Raw genomic sequence first — 20,534 nt, 5'->3', positions numbered from 1 at the left:
GGATCAGCGCGTGAAGATCTGGTCGAACACGCCGCCGTCGTCGAAGTGCGCCTTCTGCGTCTTCGCCCAGCCGCCGAACAGGCCGTCGATCGTGAAGGTCTTCAGCTTCGGAAAGCGCGCCACGTCCTTAGCGTCGGCCAGCTCCGGCTTCACCGGGCGGTAGTAATGCTGTGCCGCGATCTTCTGTCCGACCGGCGAGTACAAATATTCCACGTAGGCCTTCGCCACCTCCGCCGTGCCGCGTTTCGCCGCGACTCCGTCGACCACGGTGACCGGCGGCTCAGCGAGGATCGACACCGACGGCACCACGATCTCGAACTTGTCCGGGCCCAGCTCATTCACCGACAGGAAGGCCTCGTTCTCCCACGCCAGCAGCACGTCGCCGATGCCGCGCTGGACGAAGGTGTTGGTCGCGCCGCGCGCGCCCGAATCGAGCACCGGCACGTGCTTGAACAGCTCGGTCACGAACGCCTTCGCCTTCGTTTCGTTGCCGCCCGGCTGCTGCAGCGCGTAGCCCCACGCCGCGAGATAGTTCCAGCGCGCGCCGCCCGAGGTCTTCGGATTCGGCGTGATCACCTCCACGCCCGGCTTCACCAGGTCGCCCCAGTCCTTGATGCCTTTCGGATTGCCCTTGCGCACGAGGAACACGATCGTCGACGTGTAGGGCGAGCTGTTGTGCGACAGGCGCTTCTGCCAGTCGGCGGGGAACTTGTTCGTCTTCGCCGCGATCACGTCGATGTCGTAGGCCAGCGCCAGCGTCACGACATCCGCCTCCAGCCCGTCGATCACCGCCCGTGCCTGCTTGCCCGAGCCGCCGTGCGACTGCTTGATCGTCACGTCCTGGCCGGTCTTCGCCTTCCAGTGCTTCGCGAATTCGGGGTTGAAAGCCTGGTACAGCTCGCGCGTCGGGTCGTAGGACACGTTCAGGAGCGTCGTCTCCGCCTGCGCGGTGCCGATCAGACCGGCGGTGAGTGCGAGCGCCAGCAGGCTGCGGCGGATGAGGCTGGTCGTCATGGTGTTTTCTCCCTTGAATGGAATTCGATGGAGAAAATCTACCGTCGCGCGCTTATAAGCTGAACCAAGAAAATCTGGAAAGTATATTCAGAAACGGCGCGGCCTCCGCCCATGCTCTGCATGGGGGAGGCCGCGCGGCCGACCTCGCGGGAGGTCGGCGAGTGTCGCACGGGGATCAGGCGGCGAAGTTTTTCGCGGCGAAGTCCCAGTTGGCGAGGCTGTTCAGGAAGGTCGCGACGAAGTCCGGGCGACGGTTGCGATAGTCGATGTAGTAGGCGTGTTCCCACACGTCGATACAGAGAAGGGCCTTGTCGCCGGTCGTCAGCGGGGTGCCGGCCGCGCCCATATTGACGATGTCGACGCTGCCGTCGGCCTTCTTCACCAGCCAAGTCCAGCCCGAACCGAAGTTGCCCACGGCCGAGGTCGTGAAGGCCTTCTTGAAGTCCTCGAAGCTGCCCCACTTGGCCTTGATCGCGTCGGCCAGCGCGCCGGTCGGCTCGCCGCCGCCGTTCGGCTTCATGCCGTTCCAGAAGAAGGTATGGTTCCACACCTGGGCGGAGTTGTTATACACGCCGCCGGCGGGGGCCTTCTTGATGATCGCCTCGAGGTCGAGGTTCTCGTACTCGGTGCCCTTGATCAGGTTGTTCAGGTTGGTCACATAGGCCTGGTGATGCTTGCCGTAGTGGAACTCCATGGTCTCGGCCGAGATGTGCGGAGCCAGGGCGTCCTTGGCGTAGGGCAGGGGGGGCAGGGTATGTTCCATTTGTTCTCCTTCCTGTTTTGTTTCAGGGTTGTCGGGGTCAAAGCCTGACTATTCTAGTCGGGATTTAACCCCGCTGGCAATCCTGCGGGCCATGCTGCCTGTCCGCGGGGAAATCTCGCGGCGCGCGCAGGCGCGCCCCTCATGCTTCCGTGCTATTCACGATAGCACGCAGGCGCCCGATTGCGAGTTCCACCGAAATTTCCTTTCCTGCCGCCGTCTCGTCGGCGGTCCGCAGGATGCGGCCCTCTGCATCGCGCGTGATGCTGTAGCCGCGCGCCAGCACCGCCTGCGGCGCCAGGTGCTGCAGGTGGGTCGCCAACGCGGCGAGCCGCTCCGCGCGACGCTGCACCAGTTGCTCGCCCGCTGTGCCCAGCCGTTGCGCCGCGCGGACGCAGCGTTCCATCTCCCGGCGCAGGTCGGGCTTGCGGGCGACGAGGCGCAGTTCCAGGACGCGGCGTGCCCCTTCGAGGCGCTCCAGGCGGCGCGTCATCGCCACACCCAGGCGGGCGGCGAGCCGTTCGCTGCGTTCGCACGCGAGCCCCAGCCGCTCGCGCGGATGCACCAGCCGCAACGCCGCCCGGTCCAGCCGCTGGGCCAGCCCGTGTAGACGCCGCTCCATCCGGGCCGACAGGGATCGCTCGATTTCACCCACTCGGGCGCGCGCGGCGTGGTAGCCCGCGCTCGCCAGTTCGGCGGCGCCGGTGGGCGTCGCCGCGCGCACGTCGGCGGCGAAATCGGCGATCGTGAAATCGCTCTCGTGACCCACACCGCTCACCACCGGCACCGTGCACGCGCGGATCGCCCGCGCCAGCCCCTCGTCGTTGAAAGCCCACAAGTCCTCGATGCTGCCGCCTCCGCGCACCAGCAGCAGCAGGTCGATGCCGTCTTCCGCAGCACGTGCATGGGCCGTCCGCACGGCTTCCGCGAGCCTTGCGCCGGCGTCCGCGCCCTGCACCGGCGAAGGGTATAGGACGACCTCCAGATGCGGCGCACGCCGCTGCAACGCCGCCAGTACGTCCTTCCATGCCGCGGCCGCGGGCGAAGTCACGACGCCGATGCGGCGCGGGTAGGGCGGTAGCTCGCGCTTCGCGGCCGGATCGAACAGACCTTCCGCCGCGAGCTTCTCCTTGAGGCGCAGGAAGGCCTCGAACAGGTTCCCCTGTCCGGTCTGGCGCAAGGCCTCGACACTGAGCTGGAAATCGCCGCGTGCCTCGTACAGCGTCACGAGCGAACGGGCGTCCACGCGCATCCCGTTCTCGGGGCGGAACGGCAGCAACTGGGCGCGATTGCGCCACATCGTGCAGCGAACCTGCGCCTGGGCGTCCTTCAGCGTGAAATACAGGTGGCCCGACGGCGCCCGCGTGAGGTTGGAAATCTCGCCGCTCACCCACAGCAGCGGGAAGCGGGCTTCAAGCGTCTCGCGGGCCACCCGGTTGAGCGCGGAAACGCTGATCGCCCGGCCGGCGCCGTTCGTGTCGTCGGGGTCGCCGAGGGGGAGGGCTACGATGTTCTGCATGGGCGGGATTGTAGCGGAATCCACAAGGGCTCCGTTCTGTCAATGGTGACTTTACGAACCCCTGAAGTATTTAAGGATATTTTCAAGTTACTGTTTTTAAATGAAAAAATTGTTGCTTAATTTTTCAGCGAAGTAAGAAAACGCTTGTTGCGCCAGCTATTTGGCGATTAATTCGCGAAGAATCCACAAACTTATCCACAGGTTTTGTGGATTCTTGCCGTCTCCATGACAAAGGATTGCGCCCTTGCCGTGTTGGCTGCCCGGGGTTAGAGTTCTTCTTTTTTCGAGCTCCGGAGTTCCTGCGTGTTCGCGCTCATCCAGTCCGCGGGCTGGCCCGTCTGGCCCCTCCTGCTGGTATCCATCGTTGCCGTCGCCCTCATCATCGAACGGGGTATGACCCTGCGCCGTTCGCGCATCGTGCCCGACGGGTTGCTCGACAAGGTTCTCGCCGACCTGCGCCAGAAGGGCGCCACGTCCGAGATGGCCAATCGCGTCGCCGCCCATTCCCCGCTCGGGCGTGTGCTTGCCGCGGGTCTGCGCAACGTCAGCAGCTCGCGCGAAGTCATGAAGGAGGCGATCGAGGAAACCGGTCGCGCCGTCGCGCACGAACTCGAGCGCTTCCTCAATGCGCTCGGCACCATCGCGTCGATCGCCCCGCTGATGGGCTTGTTCGGCACCATCGTCGGCATGATCGACATTTTCGCTGCCCAAGGCGGGGCCACGACCAACCCGCAGCAGCTCGCACAGGGCATCTCGACCGCCCTTTACGCCACTGGCCTGGGCCTGACCATCGCAATCCCCTCGATCATCTTCTGGCGCCATTACCGCGCGGTTGTCGATGGCTTCGTCGTCGACATGGAGCAGCAGGCGATCAAGCTGGTCGAGGTCGTGCACGGCGACCGTCGCCCCTGAGCGGGAATGCAGCGCATGAACTTCCAGCGCGGACGCAAGCACGAAGCCCCGGACATCAACCTGATCCCGCTGATCGATGTCCTGCTGGTTCTCATCATCTTCCTCGTCCTGACGACGACCTATTCCAAGGTGTCGGGGCTGGAGATCAACCTGCCCACGGCCGACACCAAAGCGGCGGAAGTGACACCGAACGAGATCGTCGTCGCCGTGAACGCGGCCGGCGACGTGCTGGTCAACCGCCAGCCGGTCGGCGACAAGAGCATCAATGCGATCGCCGCGGCGCTCGGTCGCGCCGCGCCCGCCGGCGGTGCGGACCCGGTAATCGTCATCACGGCCGACGCCAAGGCCGCCCACCAGAGCGTCATCGATGTGATGCAGGCGGCGCAGCGTGCCGGCCTGCCGCACATCACCTTCGCTACCCAGTCCGCTCCGTGAGCCATTTCGCCGCCGGGGCGTCGCCCACGCCGCAGTCGCGGCTGTGGCGCCGCTGATCCATGGCGCGCAGCAGTCCTGGCTGGTGGCAACGCCGGTCGCCGGTTGCGTTCCTGCTTTGCCCCCTGTCGGCGCTGTTTGGAGCGCTCGCCGCGGCGCGGCGCGGTCGTTACCGCAGTGACCCGTGGCGTGTCGAACACCTGCCCGTTCCCGTCATCGTCGTCGGCAACATCGCCGTCGGTGGAAGCGGCAAGACGCCGGTCGTGGACTGGCTCGTGCGCCAGCTGCGTGCCGCAGGTTGGGTGCCCGGCGTGGTCAGTCGCGGCTATGGCGGCAGGGTCGGCGGAGTTGCCGTCGTCCCGGCCGACGGCGATCCCGCGCTGTACGGCGATGAACCCGTCCTCCTCGCGCGCCTGACCGGCTGTCCTGTCGCCGTCGGCGCGGACCGCCCGGCCGCCGCGCGCGCGCTGCTCGCCGAACACCCCGAATGCAACGTCATCGTGTCCGACGACGGGCTCCAGCATTACCGTCTCGCGCGCGACATCGAAGTCGTGGTCGTGGACGAACGCACGCTGGGCAATGGCTGGCTGCTGCCCGCCGGCCCGCTGCGCGAGCCGGTTTCCCGGCTGCGCGACGTCGACCTCGTGATCGCGCACGGCTCGCTCTCCGCCGGCCTGAAACAGACGATCGGCGACGCGCCGGTGTTTCTGATGCGGCTCGAAGGCGATACCTTCATTTCCTTGCACGATGCCGCGAAACAATGCCGGCCCGACGCATTCCGCGGGCGCCGCGTGCATGCGGTCGCGGGCATCGGTCGTCCCGAGCGTTTCTTCGACCAGTTGCGCGCGATGGGGCTGGACGTCGTGCCCCATCCGTTTCCCGATCATCACCCGTTCACCGCCGCCGATCTCGCGTTCGCGCCCGGCGAGGCGAAAGTCCTGACCAGCAAGGATGCGGTAAAATGCTCGGCTTTCGCGCCTGCCGATACCTGGGAATTCCCGGTAAGGGCTCAAATCCCGGCGGGCGCTGCCGAACATATCCTGGAGAAACTGTCGCATGGACGCCAGACTGCTTGAAATCCTCGTGTGCCCCGTCTGCAAGGGCCCCCTCGACTTCGTCAAGGACAAGCAGGAGCTCGTTTGCAAGGCCGACCGTCTCGCGTTCCCGATCCGCGACGGCATTCCGGTGATGCTCGAGGAAGAGGCGCGCCAGCTTCCCGCCGAAGAAGTCGACGCGCTGCGCCGCTGAGCATGGCGGGCTTCCACGTCGTCATCCCGGCGCGCTACGCGTCGACGCGCCTGCCGGGCAAGCCGCTCGCGGACATCGGCGGCAAACCGATGGTGGTGCGCGTGCTCGAGCAGGCCCGCAAGGCGGGGCCGCTGTCCGCGTGGGTCGCGACCGACGATGCGCGCGTCGTCGATGCCGTGAACGCTGCCGGCGGCGACGTGCTGATGACGCGTGCCGATCACCCCAGCGGCACCGACCGCCTGGCCGAGGTCGTTGCCGCGCTCGGCTGGGGCGATGACGAGATCGTTGTCAATGTCCAGGGTGACGAGCCGCTGATCGACCCCGCGTTGATCGCCGACGTCGCCGGCGCGCTCGCTGACACCCAGGAAGCCGCGATCGCGACGGCCGCGCATCCGCTGCACGATGCCGCCGAGTTCTTCAATCCGAACGTCGTCAAGGTCGTGTGCGATGCGCGCGATCAGGCCTTGTACTTCTCGCGTGCCCCGATTCCCTGGGCGCGCGATGACTTCGCGAAGTCGCGCGACCTCATCCCCGCTGGCCTGCCGGTGCAGCGCCACGTCGGCATCTACGCCTATCGCGTGGACTTCCTGCGCCGCTACGCTGGCCTCGCGCCGTCGCCGCTGGAAAACTGGGAAGCGCTCGAGCAGCTGCGCGCGCTGTGGCACGGCTACCGCATTCGGGTACTTTCGGTCGAACGCGCGCCGGCTGCGGGCGTCGATACCGTGGAAGACCTTGAGCGGGTCCGGGCGGCGTTTGACCGCGCGGGTCGAGTCGAGTAAGTTTCGGGCTTCATTTTTTGGGAACCATGCGGCCGGACTGGCGCGGCATGACAGGGAGGAGAGGATTCATGCGTTTGATTCTGTTGGGACCCCCGGGAGCAGGCAAGGGCACTCAGGCGAACTTCATCAAGGATAAGTTCGGCATTCCCCAGATTTCCACCGGCGACATGCTGCGTGCCGCGGTCAAGGCCGGCACCCCGCTGGGCGTCGAAGCCAAGAAGGTGATGGATGCGGGCGGCCTGGTTTCCGACGACATCATCATTGGCCTGGTGAAGGATCGCCTGCAGCAGGACGACTGCAAGTCCGGCTACATGTTCGACGGCTTTCCGCGCACGATTCCGCAGGCTGACGCGATGAAGGAGGCCGGCGTGCCGATCGACTTCGTCCTCGAAATCGACGTACCCGACAGCGAGATCGTCGAGCGCATGAGCGGCCGCCGCGTGCACGTCGCTTCGGGCCGCACCTACCACGTCAAGTACAACCCGCCCAAGGTCGCCGGCAAGGACGACGTGACCGGCGAGGAGCTCATTCAGCGCGACGACGACCGCGAGGAAACGGTGAAGAAGCGTCTCGAGGTCTATCACGCCCAGACCAAGCCGCTGGTCGAGTACTACACCAAGTGGGCCACCTCCGGTGCTGCTTCCGCCCCGAAGGTCCGCAAGATCGCCGGTCTCGGCGCGGTCGACGCGATCACCGCGCGCGCGTTCGAAGCGCTGAAGTAAGCGGACCTCTCCGGTACATACGCGGCGAGCGGCGGGAGCCATCCCGTTCCTCGCCGCGTTTTCTTTTGCATCACACGAGAGCGCGATGGCCAGGACCAATCTACTCTATGCGCAATCGGGGGGTGTCACCGCGGTCATCAACGCCTCGGCGGCGGCGGTCATCGCGGCGGCCCGCGAACGCGACGACGCCATCGGGACGGTGTTCGCTGCGCGCCACGGCATTCTCGGTGCCCTCAACGAGGATCTGATCGACACGGCCGCGCTCAGCTCCGACGATCTCGAAGCGCTTGCGCACATGCCGGGCGGGGCTTTCGGCTCGTGCCGCTTCGACCTCGACCCGCCCGACCGGAACCCGGCCCAGTACGACCGCCTGTTCGCGGTCTTCGCCGCCCACGGCATCGGCCAATTCCTCTATAACGGCGGAAACGGATCGATGGACACCGTCGCCAAGATCTCTGCCGCGGCCCGCGCGCGGGGCTATCCACTGGTGTGCGTGGGCGTGCCCAAGACGGTCGACAACGACCTCGAAGGCACCGACTCCTCGCCCGGTTTCGGCTCGGCCGCCAAATATGCGGCGGTGTCGATGCTGGAAGCCGGCATCGACATCGCATCGATGGCGAGCAGCACCGGGCGCGTCTTCGTGCTCGAGGTGATGGGGCGCAACGCCGGCTGGATCGCCGCCGCAACCGCGCTCGCCGCGCGCACGGCGGACGAACCGCCGCACATCATCCTGATGCCGGAAGTGCCGTTCGACGAAGACGCGTTTCTTGCCGTCGTCGACGCCACCGTAAGGCGCCTCGGCTACTGCGCCGTCACCGTGTCGGAGGGGATCCGTCGTGCCGACGGCACGCTTGTGATGGAACAGGACCACGACCGCAAGGGGCATGTGCAGCTCGGTGGCGCCGGCCAGTGCATTGCGCGGCTGATCCACGCGCGTCTCGGTCACAAGCACCACTGGGCTATCCCCGATTACCTGCAGCGCGCCGCGGGGCACCTCGTTTCCGCCGTCGACCAGGCCCAGGCGCGTGCCGTCGGGCGCGCCGCCGTCGAAGCCGCCCTCGCCGGGCGCGATTGCGCCATGCCGGCGATCCGGCGCCTGTCAGACGACCCCTATCGCTGGGAGATCGTGTTCCGGGACGTGGCCGCAATCGCCAACCTCGAACGCCGGGTTCCCGCCCATTTCATCCGTGCTGACGGGCTCCACGTCACCGACGCGGGGCGGCGCTACCTGCGTCCCCTGATCGAGGGGGAAGTCTTTCCGGCCTTTGCGGGCGGCTTGCCGGATTATCGGCGCTTTGCGATCTCGGCCATTCCGCGCCGGCTGGAGCCTTACCGTCCCTGATTATCACTTGCCCAGGAGGACATGATCATGCCGAAGATGAAGCTCACGTCGCTCAAGACTCTCCTGCTCGTTGTTGGCCTGGCGATCCCCTTCGGCGCCGTCGGCCGGACGCTGCCGCTGGCGGCGAACCTCGTCAGCCTCGGCAGCGAACAAGGCGCCCGCCTCCTGGTCGACAGCGAGGCGAGGCAGGCGTACTGGCCGCTAAGCATGCAGTTCGTGTCGCAGAGGACGCAGACCTACTGCGGCGTCGCGACTATCGTGATGGTGCTCAACGCCCTCGACGTGCCCGCTCCGACCGCGGCGGGTATCGAGCCCTTCACGGCCTTCGATCAGGAGAATTTCTTCAACGAGCGCACCGAGGCCGTCCTGCCGCGCGAGGTCCTGGCGAAGATCGGGATGACCCTCGACCAGATCGGGGGGCTCCTCGGAACGTATGGCGTCAAGACCGAGGTTCGCCACGCCATCGACGGCGGCCTCGACGATTTTCGTACGCTCGCGGTCCGTTATCTCGGTACGCCGGGCCGGTACGTGATCGTCAATTACTTTCGTCGAACGATCGGCCAGGAGAGCGGCGGGCACATCTCGCCCCTCGCGGCCTACGATGCGGACACCGACCGGTTCCTGATCCTTGACGTTTCCCGCTACAAATATCCTCCCGTGTGGGTCAAGGCTGCCGACCTATACTCGGCTATGAACACGCCGGATTCCGACAACGGGAACCGGACGAGGGGTTACGTTCTCGTGGCGCCGGGCGACTGAGGGATTCCAATCCGGCCGGGCCGGGGCGCCGAGGAGGTGTCGATGAAGACCACCATGCTTCGAGTGTCTGTCTGTCTGTTGGTCTGCGTGATCGCCAATGTCGCGCCGCTCCCCGCTGCCGCACATACGCCGGCCATCACCGGATCCGCCTTCGGATTCGATCCGAAACCGGCCGTCCAGGCGCCTCACGCCGTCGCCGTCACCGCGAACCGCCACGCGACCGATGCCGCAATCGCGATCCTGCGCCAGGGCGGGGCCGCCGTTGATGCCGCGATCGCCGCCGCGCTCGTCCTCAACGTCGTCGAGCCGCAGTTTTCCGGCATCGGCGGCGGGGGCTTCCTGCTGCATTTCGATGCACGCACCGCACGAGTCGCCGCATGGGATGGCCGCGAAACGGCGCCGATGGCTGTCGATGAGCGGCTGTTCCTGAAGTCGGATGGCGAGAAGATGGCGTTCTACGACGCTGTCGTAGGCGGGCGCTCGGTCGGGGTGCCAGGACTGCTGCGCCTCTTCGAGCAGGTGCACGCGCGCCATGGCAAGCTGAAATGGGCCACGCTTTTCGCCCCGGCGATCCGGCTCGCCGGGGAGGGTTTCCCGGTCTCGCCGCTGCTCCACGGGCTGATGGTGCGGGATCGCTACCTCGCTCAGGATCCGGCATCGCGGGCGCTCTTTTTCAATGCGGCCGTCGGCCCGCTCGCCGTCGGCACGACCTTGCACAATCCTGAACTCGCGGCCATCTTGCAGCAAGTCGCGGAGGAGGGCGTCGATGCGTTCTACCGCGGCGCTATCGCACGCGACATCGTTGCTGCGGCGAATGCGTCGCCGAACCCGGGCAAGCTCTCGCTCGACGATCTCGCCGCTTACCGTGCGATCGAGCGTACGCCACTGTGCGCGTCCTACCGTGCTCACCGCGTGTGCGGAATGCCGCCCCCTAGCTCGGGTGGAGCTACGGTGCTTGCGATGCTCGGCCTCCTCGAACGTTTCCGGCTCGCCGACATCCCCTCTGATTCCGCCTTCGCGGCGCATCTCTTCAGTGAGGCCGGGCGGCTCGCATTCGCCGATCGCGATGCGTGGTACGGCGACCCCGATGCGATGATGGTGAGGCCGGAGCGCCTGCTCGATCGGGATTACCTCGGGCGGCGCGCAGAGCAGATTCGGCTGTCGGGCAGTATCGGCCGCGCGGCCCCGGGCATGCCGACCCCTGCCGCGCAGGCGATCACTTGGCGCAGCGCCGAATTACCGGCGACGACGCATCTTTCGATCGTCGATGCCTACGGCAACGCGGTATCGCTGACGGCATCGATCGAGGACGCGTTCGGCAGCCGTCGCTTGGTGCGGGGATTCCTGCTCAACAACCAACTCACTGATTTTTCGTTCACGCCGGGCGACGAACGCGGCGCGCACCCGAACCGGGTCGGTCCCGGCAAGCGACCGCGCAGCTCGATGGCGCCCACCCTGGTCTTCGATAGGACGGGACGCCTCTTTGCGGTCGCCGGATCGCCCGGCGGCAGCCAGATTATCAACTACGTTGCCGAGAGCCTCGTCGGTCTGATCGACTGGAAATTGCCCCCGGACCGGCTGCTCATCCGGCCGCATGTCGGCAGTCGCAACGGTCCGACGGAAGTGGAGGACAGCGCGGACGGTCGCGCGCTCGCTGCGCGGCTGACAGCGTTCGGACACGAGCCGGTGATGCGGGAACTCCCCAGCGGCGCTGGTGTGATCGTCCGCGAGGGTGCCGTCTGGAGCGGCGTCGCCGACCCGCGGCGCGAAGGGACGGCGGCCGGATACTGATTCGCCCCCTTGCGCCGCTTCAACCGAGTAGCGACGGATTCAGCGTGTAGGTGCCGGCGAGCTTCGCTTCGGCAAGCACGTGGCCGGCGATCGCGTTGCGCACCTGGGCCCCGCCGAACTGGCCGTCGAGGCTGCAGCATTCCTTGTTCAGCGCGTACAGCGTGAACACGTAGTGGTGCACGAGTTCGTCGTTCCACGGCGGGCAGGGGCCGTCGTAGCCGTGGTAGTTCCCGCGCATCGTTTCGTCCCCGGCAAACCACGCCGTGTAATCGTTGATGCCCTGACGCGAGCCGAGCGGCCCCTCCGGTCCGCTCTTCCCGCCCGGCGTCACGCCATCCGAAAAACTGCCGGCCGCAATTTCCCGCAGGTCCGCCGGCAGGTCGATGACGATCCAGTGGAAGAAGTCCACGCGTGGCAGGCTCGCCGGCACGGCGCGACCTTCCTGGTTGACGTCGTCGCCCTTGCTCGGCACGTCAGGGTCGTGGCAGATCAGTACGAAGGACCGCGTTCCCGCCGGCACGCCGCTCCAGGCCAGATGCGGATTGCGATTGCCACCCAGGCGCACGTGCCCCTCGGTGGCAGGAATGCAGAACGAGAATTCGCCGGGGATGCGCGCACCGTCGGCGAAGTTTTGGCTGCTGAGTTTCATGCCAGGGAGCTCCTTCCATGTCGATCGGGAGAAACAATCGCTTCATTGTAGTGCCCCCGACGGTGTCCGTGGCGCCGCGACCGCGACGTAGGGCGCCCGCGCGGCTGTCAGGCCGCGCGCCGGCGGAAGTCCCGCAGGCGGATCCCCAGCGCGAACAGCGTCACGAAGTACGCCGCAATACCCCCCAGCACGACCGCAGACAGGTGCAGTACGCGCGTCGTCGCATGCTGCGCGTACCACCACGTCTCGTCGCCCATGCCGAACCACAGCACGACCCCCAGGACTGCCAGCGCGACCAGCAGGCGCAGCGTGAAAATCCCCCAGCGCGGCTGCGGCCGATAGACTCCGCGGCGGCGCAATCCCCGGTACAGCAGCGCCGCGTTCAGCAGCGAGGCGAGCCCGATCGACAGCGCGAGGCCCGCATGCTTGAGCGGCACGATGAACGCAAGGTTCATCAATTGCGTCGCGGCCAGCGTGATCAGCGCGATCTTCACCGGCGTGCGGATGTCCTGGCGGGCATAGAAACCGGGCGCGAGGATCTTCACCAGGATCAGGCCGCTCAGCCCCACGCTGTAGGCGACCAGCGCAAGGCGCGTCTGCTGCACGTCCGTTGCCGTGAAGGCGCCGTGCTGGAACAGCGTCGACAGCAGTGGCACGGCCAGCAGCGCCAGCGCCAGCGCGGCCGGCAGCGTGAGCATCAGCGTCAGGCGCAGTCCCCAGTCGAGCAGCGACGAGAAGGCATCCGGCTGCTCGTCCGCGTGCAGTTTCGACAGACTGGGCAGCAGGATCGTCCCCAGTGCCGCGCCGAGCAGGCCCGCCGGAAACTCCATCAGGCGATCGGCGTAATACAGCCACGACACGCTGCCGCTTTCGAGGAAGGACGCGAAGATGGTGTTGATGATCAGCGACACCTGGCTCACCGACACGCCCAGCATTGCCGGTAGCATCAACTTGCCGATGCGGCGCACTCCCGGGTCGGACAGGTTGAGGTCGAAGCGCGGCAGGAGACCGATGCGCGCGAGCGGGCGCAGTTGCAGCGCCAGTTGCAGGATGCCGCCGATGAACACCGCCCAGGCCAGCGCGAGGACCGGCGGGTCGAACCACGGGGCGGCAAACAGCGCCATGCCGATGAAGGAGAGGTTCAGCAAGACGGGCGTGAACGCGGGAATGGCAAAGCGGCTCCAGGAGTTCAGCACGCCGCCGGCGAGCGCCACCAGCGCCATGAACAGGATGTAGGGGAAGGTGATGCGGGTCAGTTCGACCGTCAGCGCGAACTTGTCGGGCTCATCCGCGAAACCCGGCGCGGACACCCAGATGATCAGCGGCGCGGCGACGATGCCGATCGCAGCCACTGCCGTCACGGCCAGCGCGAGGGCGGTGGCCACGCGGCTGACCAGTTGGTGCGTCTCCTCGGGGCCCTGGCGGTTCTTGTATTCGGCGAGAATGGGCACGAAGGCCTGCGAGAATGCCCCCTCCGCGAACATGCGTCGCAGCAGGTTGGGCAGCCGGAACGCGACGAAAAAGGCGTCGGTCGCCATGCCGGCGCCGAAGGTGCGCGCAATCACGAAATCCCGGACGAAGCCGAGGATCCGCGACAGCAAGGTCATGCTGCTGACGGTGGCAAGGGCGCGCAACAGGTTCATCGGTGGCTGCCGTGGCAAAAGACGCGATGATAGCCGCTGTTGCCCGCCGGTGCACTTGCGCCCAGCCGATCGAATGGTTAAACTCGCGCGTTTTCAAGAACCACTCAACGGAAGAACATAGATATGGCCAACTCGGCACAAGCCCGCAAGCGCGCCCGTCAGGCGGTCGTGGCCCGCGCTCACAATGGCAGCCTCCGTTCTCGTCTGCGTACCGCGATCAAGGCTGTGCAAAAGGCCGTCGTCGGTGGCGACAAGGCTGCTGCTCAAGCGGTGTTCCGCACCTCGACGAGCACCATCGACAGCATCGCCGACAAGAAGATCATTCACAAGAACAAGGCCGCTCGCCACAAGAGCCGCCTGTCCGCAGCGATCAAGGCGATGGCAGTCTGATCCTCGCGTTCTTGCGATAAAGAAAACGGCGACCGAGGTCGCCGTTTTTTATTTCCGCTTCATTCGTTGCGCGCTTGCAGTCGCGCGCCTTCTTCAGATCTTCATGTGCTCGTCGTCGATGTTGTCCATGACCAGGTCGTTGTCTTTCGCAAAGTTGATCAGGAACTTGTAGGCGAGCGGTTCGATGTCGTACAGCCGGGCATCCACCAGCACGGCCTTGTGGCCCTTGAGTGTGCATCCTGGGCGCACATGGGGCGAGTACATCATCCGGTTGTCGGCGCCGAAGGCCGACATGATCCCGCACAGCCGATCGGCCCAGTCGCTTGGGCGGAAGGTCTTCCCTTCGCGCGTGACTCCAATGATGACGAAGCTTTCGATCGATTGGCTCATAGGGCGAGACTCGGCGGCTGCGGGAATTTCCGGGGAATGGTGCGCCGGCTGCGGCCGGAACTGCTGGCACCGCGAAAGACGGGGCGGATTTTAGCAGAAAACCCGCTGCTTTATCCCGCGATGCGACAGATGATCCCGGAATGCGGATGCTGCCGCGAGCCGCAGATCGATACCCGGACAGGCTCGCCGCCAGTCCCGCTTCGCGCTCACCCGACACGAGGGCGGATGGTCGTCAGCGCCCGCGTCTGTCGCTCCAGAACCTATACAACGCCTGCGGTTTTGGCTTAACATCAGCCTTCAATCTTTTCACGGCGGCATGTGCCGCCGTGTGCGTTTCTGCTACATCCTGAACGGGGTCCCCCATGTCGCATCTCATGAACACCTACGCCAGATTGCCCGTTGCTTTCACGCATGGCGAGGGCGTCTGGCTCTTCGATGAGACCGGCAAGCGCTACCTGGATGCACTCTCGGGCATTGCCGTGTCCACGCTCGGCCACAACCACCCGCGGCTCGTGCGCGCCATTTCCGAGCAGGCGGCGAGCGTGCTCCATACGTCCAACCTGTACCGCATCCCGCTACAGGAGGAACTGGCCGACCGCATCGCCGCCCTGTCCGGCATGGACGAAGTGTTCTTCTGCAATTCCGGTTGCGAAGCCAACGAGGCCGCCATCAAGCTCGCGCGCTTCTACGGCCACAAGAAGAACGTCGACCATCCCGAGATCATCGTCATGGAAAACGCTTTCCATGGCCGCACGCTCGCCACGCTCTCGGCAACCGGCAATCGAAAGACTCAGGCGGGTTTCGAGCCGCTCGTGACGGGCTTCGTGCGCGTCCCGTACAAGGACATCGCCGCGATTCGCGCGGTGGGCGAGCATAACCACAACGTCGTGGCCGTCATGCTCGAGATGGTCCAGGGCGAGGGCGGCATCAACATCGCCGACGACACCTTCCAGCGCGAGCTGCGCGCGATATGCGACGAGCGTGGCTGGCTGCTGATCTGCGACGAAGTGCAATGCGGCCTCGGTCGCACCGGCCACTGGTTCGGTTTCCAGCAATCGGGTGTCAAGCCCGACATCATGACCTTGGCAAAAGGCCTCGGTTCGGGCGTGCCGATCGGCGCATGTGTCACTGCGGGTCGCGCGGCCGGCCTGTTTGCGCCCGGAAACCACGGCTCGACCTTCGGCGGCAATCCGCTCGCGTGTGCGGCGGGCCTTGCGACGCTCGACGAGATCGAGGACAAGGCGCTGCGGGACAACGCCGTCCGCGTCGGTGCTGCCATCTGCAACGGCATGCGCGAAGCGCTGGCCGGCGTGGCCGGGGTCGTGGACATCCGCGGCCGCGGCCTGATGATCGGCATCGAGCTCGATCGCCCCTGCGGCGACCTCGTGCGCCAGGCGCTCGATGCAGGACTGCTGATCAACGTCACGGCCGATCGCGTCATCCGGCTGCTGCCCGCGCTCGTGTTCACCGAGCAGGACGCCGGGGCCCTCGTGTCGGCGCTTGCGCCGCTGGTGCGCAAGTTCCTCGCGCAATAAGGAGGCCCGGGATGAACACGCCGCGGCACTATCTGCAGTTCAGGGATTTCACGCGCGAGGAATACGACTACCTGTTCGGCCGCGTGCGCTGGATCAAGGACAAGTTCAAGCGCTACGAGCCGTATCACCCGCTGTTCGACCGCACGCTCGTCATGATCTTCGAAAAGGCCAGCACCCGCACGCGCCTGTCCTTCGAAGCGGGCATGCAGCAGCTCGGCGGGTCGGCGATCTACCTGAATACGCGCGACTCGCAGCTCGGCCGCGGCGAGCCCGTCGAAGACGCGGCGCAGGTCATCTCGCGCATGAGCGACGTCGTGATGATCCGCACCTTCGAGCAGGACATCATCGACCGCTTCGCGGCGAATTCACGGGTGCCCGTGATCAACGGGCTGACCAACGAATACCACCCCTGCCAGATCCTGGCCGACATCTTCACCTTGATCGAGCATCGCGGCTCGATCCAGGGCAAGACCGTCGCCTGGGTGGGCGATGCCAATAACATGTCCTACACCTGGCTGCAGGCCGCCGAGGTCCTCGACTTCAAGGTCCGCGTGTCGACGCCGCCGGGCTACGCGATCGATCCGGCGCGTGCCGGCCTTGCCGGCACCGGGCACTTCGAGCTGTTCGCCGACCCGATGGAAGCGTGCCGCGGTGCCGATCTCGTGACCACGGACGTATGGACGTCGATGGGGTACGAAGCCGAGAACGATGCGCGCATGAAAGCCTTCGCCGACTGGTGCGTCGATGCCGACATGATGGCAGCGGCCAATCCGGGCGCCCTGTTCATGCACTGCCTGCCGGCACACCGCGGCGAGGAGGTCACTGCCGAGGTGATCGATGGCCCGCAGTCCGTCGTGTGGGACGAGGCGGAAAACCGGCTGCACGTGCAGAAGGCGTTGATGGAGTACCTCGTGCTCGGCAAGGTCGAAAGCTGACGACTTTGCCCTGCGCGCGCGGCGGCAGCTGCGCGTGCAGGGCGAGCCTGAGGAACAGCAGTTGACCGGGGTGCGAACGTTTCGCCGACCCCGGAGCGAAAAGCGGTCGCGGCAACGCGGCCTTCAGTCAAGCGGTAAGGAAAGAGCGGAAATCCACATGAGCGACGTCAATAAAGTTGTCCTCGCCTATTCGGGCGGACTCGATACCTCAGTCATCCTCAAGTGGCTGCAGGACACCTACAAGTGCGAAGTGGTCACCTTCACGGCCGACCTCGGGCAGGGCGAGGAACTCGAGCCCGCCCGCCAGAAGGCACTGAAGTTCGGCATCAAGCCGGAAAACATCTTCATCGACGACCTGCGCGAAGAATTCGTGCGCGACTTCGTCTTCCCGATGTTCCGCTGCAACACCGTCTATGAGGGCGAATATCTCCTCGGTACGTCGATCGCCCGTCCGCTGATCGCCAAGCGCCAGATCGAGATCGCCCGCGCCACCAACGCCGACGCCGTGTCGCACGGCGCAACCGGCAAAGGCAACGACCAAGTCCGTTTCGAGCTCGGCTACTACGCGCTCATGCCCGGCGTGAAGGTCATCGCCCCGTGGCGCGAATGGGATCTGCTTTCGCGCGAGAAGCTGCTCGCCTACGCGGAGAAGCACGGCATTCCCATCGAGATGAAGCACAAGCAGGGCGGCTCGCCGTACTCGATGGACGCCAACCTGCTGCACATCTCCTTCGAAGGCCGTCATCTCGAGAACCCGGCGGCCGAAGCGGAAGAGTCGATGTGGCGCTGGACCGTGTCGCCCGAAGCCGCACCGGACGCCGCCGAGTACGTCGACCTCGAGTTCGAGAAGGGCGATCTCGTCGCGATCAACGGCACGCGCATGAAGGCGCATGAACTGCTGGCCGAACTGAACAAGCTCGGCGGCAAGCACGGCATCGGCCGCCTCGACCTCGTCGAGAACCGCTATGTCGGCATGAAGTCGCGCGGCTGCTACGAAACCCCGGGCGGAACCATCCTCCTGCGCGCGCACCGTGCCATCGAATCGATCACGCTCGACCGCGAAGTCGCCCATCTCAAGGACGACCTGCTCGCCCGTTACGCAAGCATGATCTACAACGGCTACTGGTGGAGCCCCGAGCGCCAGGCCATGCAGGCGCTCATCGACCACACCCAGCAGACCGTCAACGGCTGGGTCCGCCTCAAGCTCTACAAGGGCAACGTCATCGTCACCGGCCGCGACTCGAAGACCGATTCGCTGTTCGATCCGACGATCGCGACCTTCGAGGACGACCAGGGCGCCTACAATCAGAAGGACGCGCACGGCTTCATCCGCCTCAACGCGCTGCGCATGCGCATTGCGGCCAACGCCCGCAACAAGCGCGCTTAAGGAGCAGTCTGGATGGAGGGTGACCCGATCATATTCGGGCTGACGGTAGCGGAATTCGAGGACTGGTCGCTCAAGATCCTCGTTTCCGCGCTGATCGTGTACATGTTGTTCATCATCGGCAACCTCGCGAAACAGTCGAAGGCAGGGCGCTACGGGACGATCTGGCTGTTCGTCGCCCTCGGCCTCGGTTTCATCGGATTCATCGCCAAGAGCTTCATCCAGAAATTCATGGGTATCGAATAAGGAAGCCTCGTTTCATGAGCATTACCGAAAAGATCGACGGCGTAGCCGTCACGACCAAGGCCAGCGTCTATTTCGACGGCAAGTGCATCTCGCACGGCATCACCTTCGCCGACGGCACCCGCAAGTCGGTCGGCGTGATCCTGCCCGCGACGCTGACGTTCAACACCGGCGCGCCCGAGATCATGGAAGGCGTTGGCGGCAGCTGCCGCGTGCGACTGAAGGGCGAAACTGAGTGGAAGACCTGGGGGGCCGGCGAGTCCTTCAACGTTCCGGGCAATTCGAGCTTCGATATCGAAGTGACCGGCGAGCCCTACCACTACGTCTGCCACTTCGGCTGATCGCCGCGCAGGGAGCCGAACATGCCGTCTTTCGACATCATGTCCGAGGTCGATCAGCCCTCGCTGAAGAACGCCCTCGACGTCGCCAACAGCAAGATCGCCGGGCGCCATGACTTCAAGGGCACCAGCGCGAAGCTCGAACTCGGCGACAAGCTGATCACGATGTTCGGCGACACCGACTTCCAACTCGACCAGATGAAGACCATCCTTCTGCCCGAGATGACCAAGAAGAGCGTCGACGTGCGTTGCCTCGACTACGGCGACGTGCAGAAGATCTCGGGCAACAAGGTCAAGCAGGAGGTGAAGGTCCGGGTCGGCGTCGAGCAGGATCTGGCCAAGAAGATCGTCAAGCTCCTCAAGGACAGCAAGATGAAGGTCCAGGCGGCGATCCAGGGCGACGTGGTGCGCGTTTCCGGCGCCAAGCGCGACGTGTTGCAGGACGCCATCGCGCTGGTCAAAAAGGAAATCGTCGATTTCCCGCTGCAGTTCGGCAACTTCCGCGACTGATACCGCCACAGGCGGAGGCATCATGGACATCACCACCATCGCATCCATCGCCTCCGCCAACGCATCAACCTCCCTCAAGGCCCAGGCTTCCGTCCTGGTCCTCAAGAAAGCGATGGAGTTGCAGACGCTCAATGCGGCGCAACTCCTGCAGGCTCTTCCCACTTCCGCAGGCCCGACGCCGGGTGCAACCATCGGCGGAACGATCGACGTCTTCGCCTGACCCCCTCGCGACGCGGCGGCTGGGCGCCTCGCCTGTCACGCCGCATCGACATCTCGTCGGGCAAGCCCAGTGCCACGAGACACGATCCCAGTCTCCCTCAAATGAATCTCGTCGACGACTGGTCAGACCAGTAGGGCGGGAGTAGCGCAGCGTATCCCGCCACGCGGACGTCGGACGGATTTCGGCGGCGGGATTGGCGGGATGCGCTGCGTGCTTCCTGCCCTGCTCGAATTCGCCCGATTGCCCTATACGCAAGTCCATTGGCATTTTTGCAGAAAATGACAATAGAATTGTTGCCATTTCCACTTAGGGAGGGACGCAATGGGTTGGGATGCAGGGATGAGCGATGCCTGGCACAAGCGGAAACGGGCGCAGCGTAATCTGCAGCTGCCATGCGGGACGGGCGCGTCAAGGGGATATTCGCTCGTGGAGCTCGCGGTGGTAGTGGCTATCGTCGGAGTGCTATCCGCGATCGCGGTACCGTCGTTTGCGCGGCTGCTGGCCGAAACGCGCGTGGGAGACGCGTCGAGCGATCTGTTCTCCGCGGTAATCCAGACCCGGTCGGAGGCGCTCAAGAGGCGCCACCGGGTCATCCTGTGTCCGAGCGAAGACGGGCAGGATTGTCCCGACACGGTCGAATGGAACCGGGGCTGGATCATGTTCGAAGACGGCAACGACAACGGCACGCGGGACCCTGATGAGCCGCTGCTGAGGATCGGTGAGCCGAGGGCCAGGCAGATCAGTATTTCCGGCGACGACAGTGTTGGCCGCTACGTATCCTACGTTGCCACCGGTCGTACGCAACAACTGACGACCGGTGCGTGGCAGGCGGGCACCTTGACGGTGTGCAGCGAAGGAATCGCGCGCAAGATCATCATCAATCGCGTTGGCAGGCCGCGCATTGCACGCGCTACTTGCTGAGAGGAGGCCCGCTTGCGCATTTGGGTAAATGGGTACTACCGGCTGGCCCGCATTTCAATTCCCGCAGGATACAAAAAAAGCGTGGGCCGTATCATTGC

General features: G+C 65.5%; 24 protein-coding genes. 18 read left to right on the top strand and 6 right to left on the bottom strand.

Annotation, left to right across the window (positions count from 1 at the left end; genetic code table 11):
- Positions 1 to 3: 3 nt before the first annotated feature.
- From AzCIB_RS15650 to xseA, 3 genes are all read right to left on the bottom strand, one after another.
- Positions 4 to 1,014, bottom strand: coding sequence for a sulfate ABC transporter substrate-binding protein (locus AzCIB_RS15650; protein ID WP_050416748.1), 1,011 nt, complete (start codon positions 1,012 to 1,014; stop codon positions 4 to 6).
- Between the two features lie 175 nt (positions 1,015 to 1,189).
- Entirely contained in the window at positions 1,190 to 1,777 is a 588-nt protein-coding gene (locus AzCIB_RS15645; protein ID WP_050416747.1) for a superoxide dismutase, read from the bottom strand.
- 139 nt (positions 1,778 to 1,916) lie between these two features.
- Positions 1,917 to 3,293 carry an exodeoxyribonuclease VII large subunit gene (gene xseA, locus AzCIB_RS15640; protein WP_198149715.1) on the bottom strand — a complete coding sequence of 459 codons (1,377 nt, stop codon included), beginning with the start codon at positions 3,291 to 3,293 and terminating at the stop codon, positions 1,917 to 1,919.
- A gap of 303 nt (positions 3,294 to 3,596) precedes the next feature.
- Between xseA and AzCIB_RS15635 the strand changes: the two genes are divergently transcribed.
- The 9 genes from AzCIB_RS15635 to ggt all read left to right on the top strand — a co-directional run bounded on the left by AzCIB_RS15635 (position 3,597) and on the right by ggt (position 11,278).
- A complete protein-coding gene (locus AzCIB_RS15635; protein ID WP_050416746.1) occupies positions 3,597 to 4,205 on the top strand; it encodes a MotA/TolQ/ExbB proton channel family protein in 609 nt (202 codons plus the stop codon).
- A 15-nt stretch (positions 4,206 to 4,220) separates the two neighbouring features.
- On the top strand, positions 4,221 to 4,640 hold the full coding sequence (locus tag AzCIB_RS15630) for an ExbD/TolR family protein (RefSeq protein WP_050418396.1): 420 nt from the start codon (positions 4,221 to 4,223) through the stop codon (positions 4,638 to 4,640).
- Between the two features lie 59 nt (positions 4,641 to 4,699).
- A complete protein-coding gene (gene lpxK / locus AzCIB_RS15625) occupies positions 4,700 to 5,713 on the top strand; it encodes a tetraacyldisaccharide 4'-kinase (protein WP_050416745.1) in 1,014 nt (337 codons plus the stop codon).
- Positions 5,694 to 5,885 carry a Trm112 family protein gene (locus tag AzCIB_RS15620; protein WP_018991185.1) on the top strand — a complete coding sequence of 64 codons (192 nt, stop codon included), beginning with the start codon at positions 5,694 to 5,696 and terminating at the stop codon, positions 5,883 to 5,885. Before lpxK ends, AzCIB_RS15620 begins: the two co-directional genes overlap by 20 nt.
- 2 nt (positions 5,886 to 5,887) lie before the next feature.
- Positions 5,888 to 6,664 carry a 3-deoxy-manno-octulosonate cytidylyltransferase gene (gene kdsB / locus AzCIB_RS15615; RefSeq protein ID WP_050416744.1) on the top strand — a complete coding sequence of 259 codons (777 nt, stop codon included), beginning with the start codon at positions 5,888 to 5,890 and terminating at the stop codon, positions 6,662 to 6,664.
- A 68-nt stretch (positions 6,665 to 6,732) separates the two neighbouring features.
- Entirely contained in the window at positions 6,733 to 7,386 is a 654-nt protein-coding gene (gene adk, locus AzCIB_RS15610; RefSeq protein WP_050416743.1) for an adenylate kinase, read from the top strand.
- An 85-nt stretch (positions 7,387 to 7,471) separates the two neighbouring features.
- The gene (locus tag AzCIB_RS15605; RefSeq protein ID WP_050416742.1) at positions 7,472 to 8,728 is read left to right on the top strand and encodes a 6-phosphofructokinase; all 1,257 of its coding nucleotides are present in this window, start codon (positions 7,472 to 7,474) and stop codon (positions 8,726 to 8,728) included.
- 27 nt (positions 8,729 to 8,755) lie between these two features.
- Positions 8,756 to 9,487, top strand: a complete 732-nt coding sequence (locus tag AzCIB_RS15600) for a phytochelatin synthase family protein (protein ID WP_198149540.1) — start codon at positions 8,756 to 8,758, stop codon at positions 9,485 to 9,487.
- 42 nt (positions 9,488 to 9,529) lie between these two features.
- Complete coding sequence (gene ggt / locus AzCIB_RS15595) at positions 9,530 to 11,278, top strand: gamma-glutamyltransferase (RefSeq protein WP_232299240.1); 1,749 nt, start codon at positions 9,530 to 9,532, stop codon at positions 11,276 to 11,278.
- 19 nt (positions 11,279 to 11,297) lie between these two features.
- On the opposite strand, the gene AzCIB_RS15590 is transcribed toward ggt, so the two are convergent.
- The gene (locus AzCIB_RS15590) at positions 11,298 to 11,927 is read right to left on the bottom strand and encodes a YbhB/YbcL family Raf kinase inhibitor-like protein (protein WP_050416741.1); all 630 of its coding nucleotides are present in this window, start codon (positions 11,925 to 11,927) and stop codon (positions 11,298 to 11,300) included.
- A 107-nt stretch (positions 11,928 to 12,034) separates the two neighbouring features.
- A complete protein-coding gene (gene murJ, locus AzCIB_RS15585) occupies positions 12,035 to 13,570 on the bottom strand; it encodes a murein biosynthesis integral membrane protein MurJ (RefSeq protein WP_050416740.1) in 1,536 nt (511 codons plus the stop codon).
- Positions 13,571 to 13,693: 123 nt separating this feature from the next.
- Here murJ and rpsT point away from each other — a divergent pair, with 123 nt between their 5' ends.
- A complete protein-coding gene (gene rpsT, locus AzCIB_RS15580; RefSeq protein ID WP_050416739.1) occupies positions 13,694 to 13,960 on the top strand; it encodes a 30S ribosomal protein S20 in 267 nt (88 codons plus the stop codon).
- A 93-nt stretch (positions 13,961 to 14,053) separates the two neighbouring features.
- Here the strand turns inward: rpsT and AzCIB_RS15575 are convergent, their stop codons facing one another.
- The gene (locus tag AzCIB_RS15575) at positions 14,054 to 14,350 is read right to left on the bottom strand and encodes a DUF3579 domain-containing protein (protein ID WP_050416738.1); all 297 of its coding nucleotides are present in this window, start codon (positions 14,348 to 14,350) and stop codon (positions 14,054 to 14,056) included.
- Between the two features lie 362 nt (positions 14,351 to 14,712).
- On the opposite strand from AzCIB_RS15575, the gene AzCIB_RS15570 reads away from it, so the two are divergent.
- The 8 genes from AzCIB_RS15570 (at position 14,713) to AzCIB_RS15535 (ending at position 20,436) form a co-directional block, all read left to right on the top strand.
- Complete coding sequence (locus AzCIB_RS15570) at positions 14,713 to 15,885, top strand: aspartate aminotransferase family protein (protein ID WP_050416737.1); 1,173 nt, start codon at positions 14,713 to 14,715, stop codon at positions 15,883 to 15,885.
- 11 nt (positions 15,886 to 15,896) lie between these two features.
- Positions 15,897 to 16,820, top strand: coding sequence for an ornithine carbamoyltransferase (gene argF / locus AzCIB_RS15565; RefSeq protein WP_050416736.1), 924 nt, complete (start codon positions 15,897 to 15,899; stop codon positions 16,818 to 16,820).
- Between the two features lie 157 nt (positions 16,821 to 16,977).
- Positions 16,978 to 18,207, top strand: a complete 1,230-nt coding sequence (locus tag AzCIB_RS15560) for an argininosuccinate synthase (RefSeq protein ID WP_050416735.1) — start codon at positions 16,978 to 16,980, stop codon at positions 18,205 to 18,207.
- 12 nt (positions 18,208 to 18,219) lie between these two features.
- Positions 18,220 to 18,450: a DUF2788 domain-containing protein gene (locus AzCIB_RS15555; protein ID WP_050416734.1), complete on the top strand. Its 231-nt coding sequence runs from the start codon at positions 18,220 to 18,222 to the stop codon at positions 18,448 to 18,450.
- 14 nt (positions 18,451 to 18,464) lie between these two features.
- On the top strand, positions 18,465 to 18,788 hold the full coding sequence (gene ppnP / locus AzCIB_RS15550) for a pyrimidine/purine nucleoside phosphorylase (protein WP_050416733.1): 324 nt from the start codon (positions 18,465 to 18,467) through the stop codon (positions 18,786 to 18,788).
- A gap of 21 nt (positions 18,789 to 18,809) precedes the next feature.
- A complete protein-coding gene (locus tag AzCIB_RS15545; RefSeq protein WP_050416732.1) occupies positions 18,810 to 19,295 on the top strand; it encodes a YajQ family cyclic di-GMP-binding protein in 486 nt (161 codons plus the stop codon).
- Positions 19,296 to 19,317: 22 nt separating this feature from the next.
- Complete coding sequence (locus tag AzCIB_RS15540) at positions 19,318 to 19,515, top strand: YjfB family protein (RefSeq protein WP_050416731.1); 198 nt, start codon at positions 19,318 to 19,320, stop codon at positions 19,513 to 19,515.
- Positions 19,516 to 19,854: 339 nt separating this feature from the next.
- Positions 19,855 to 20,436, top strand: coding sequence for a GspH/FimT family pseudopilin (locus AzCIB_RS15535; protein ID WP_198149539.1), 582 nt, complete (start codon positions 19,855 to 19,857; stop codon positions 20,434 to 20,436).
- Positions 20,437 to 20,534: the final 98 nt, after the last annotated feature.

The sequence above is a fragment of the Azoarcus sp. CIB genome (assembly GCF_001190925.1).
GTDB lineage: Bacteria > Pseudomonadota > Gammaproteobacteria > Burkholderiales > Rhodocyclaceae > Aromatoleum.
This window is presented reverse-complemented; position numbering and strand designations above follow the sequence as displayed.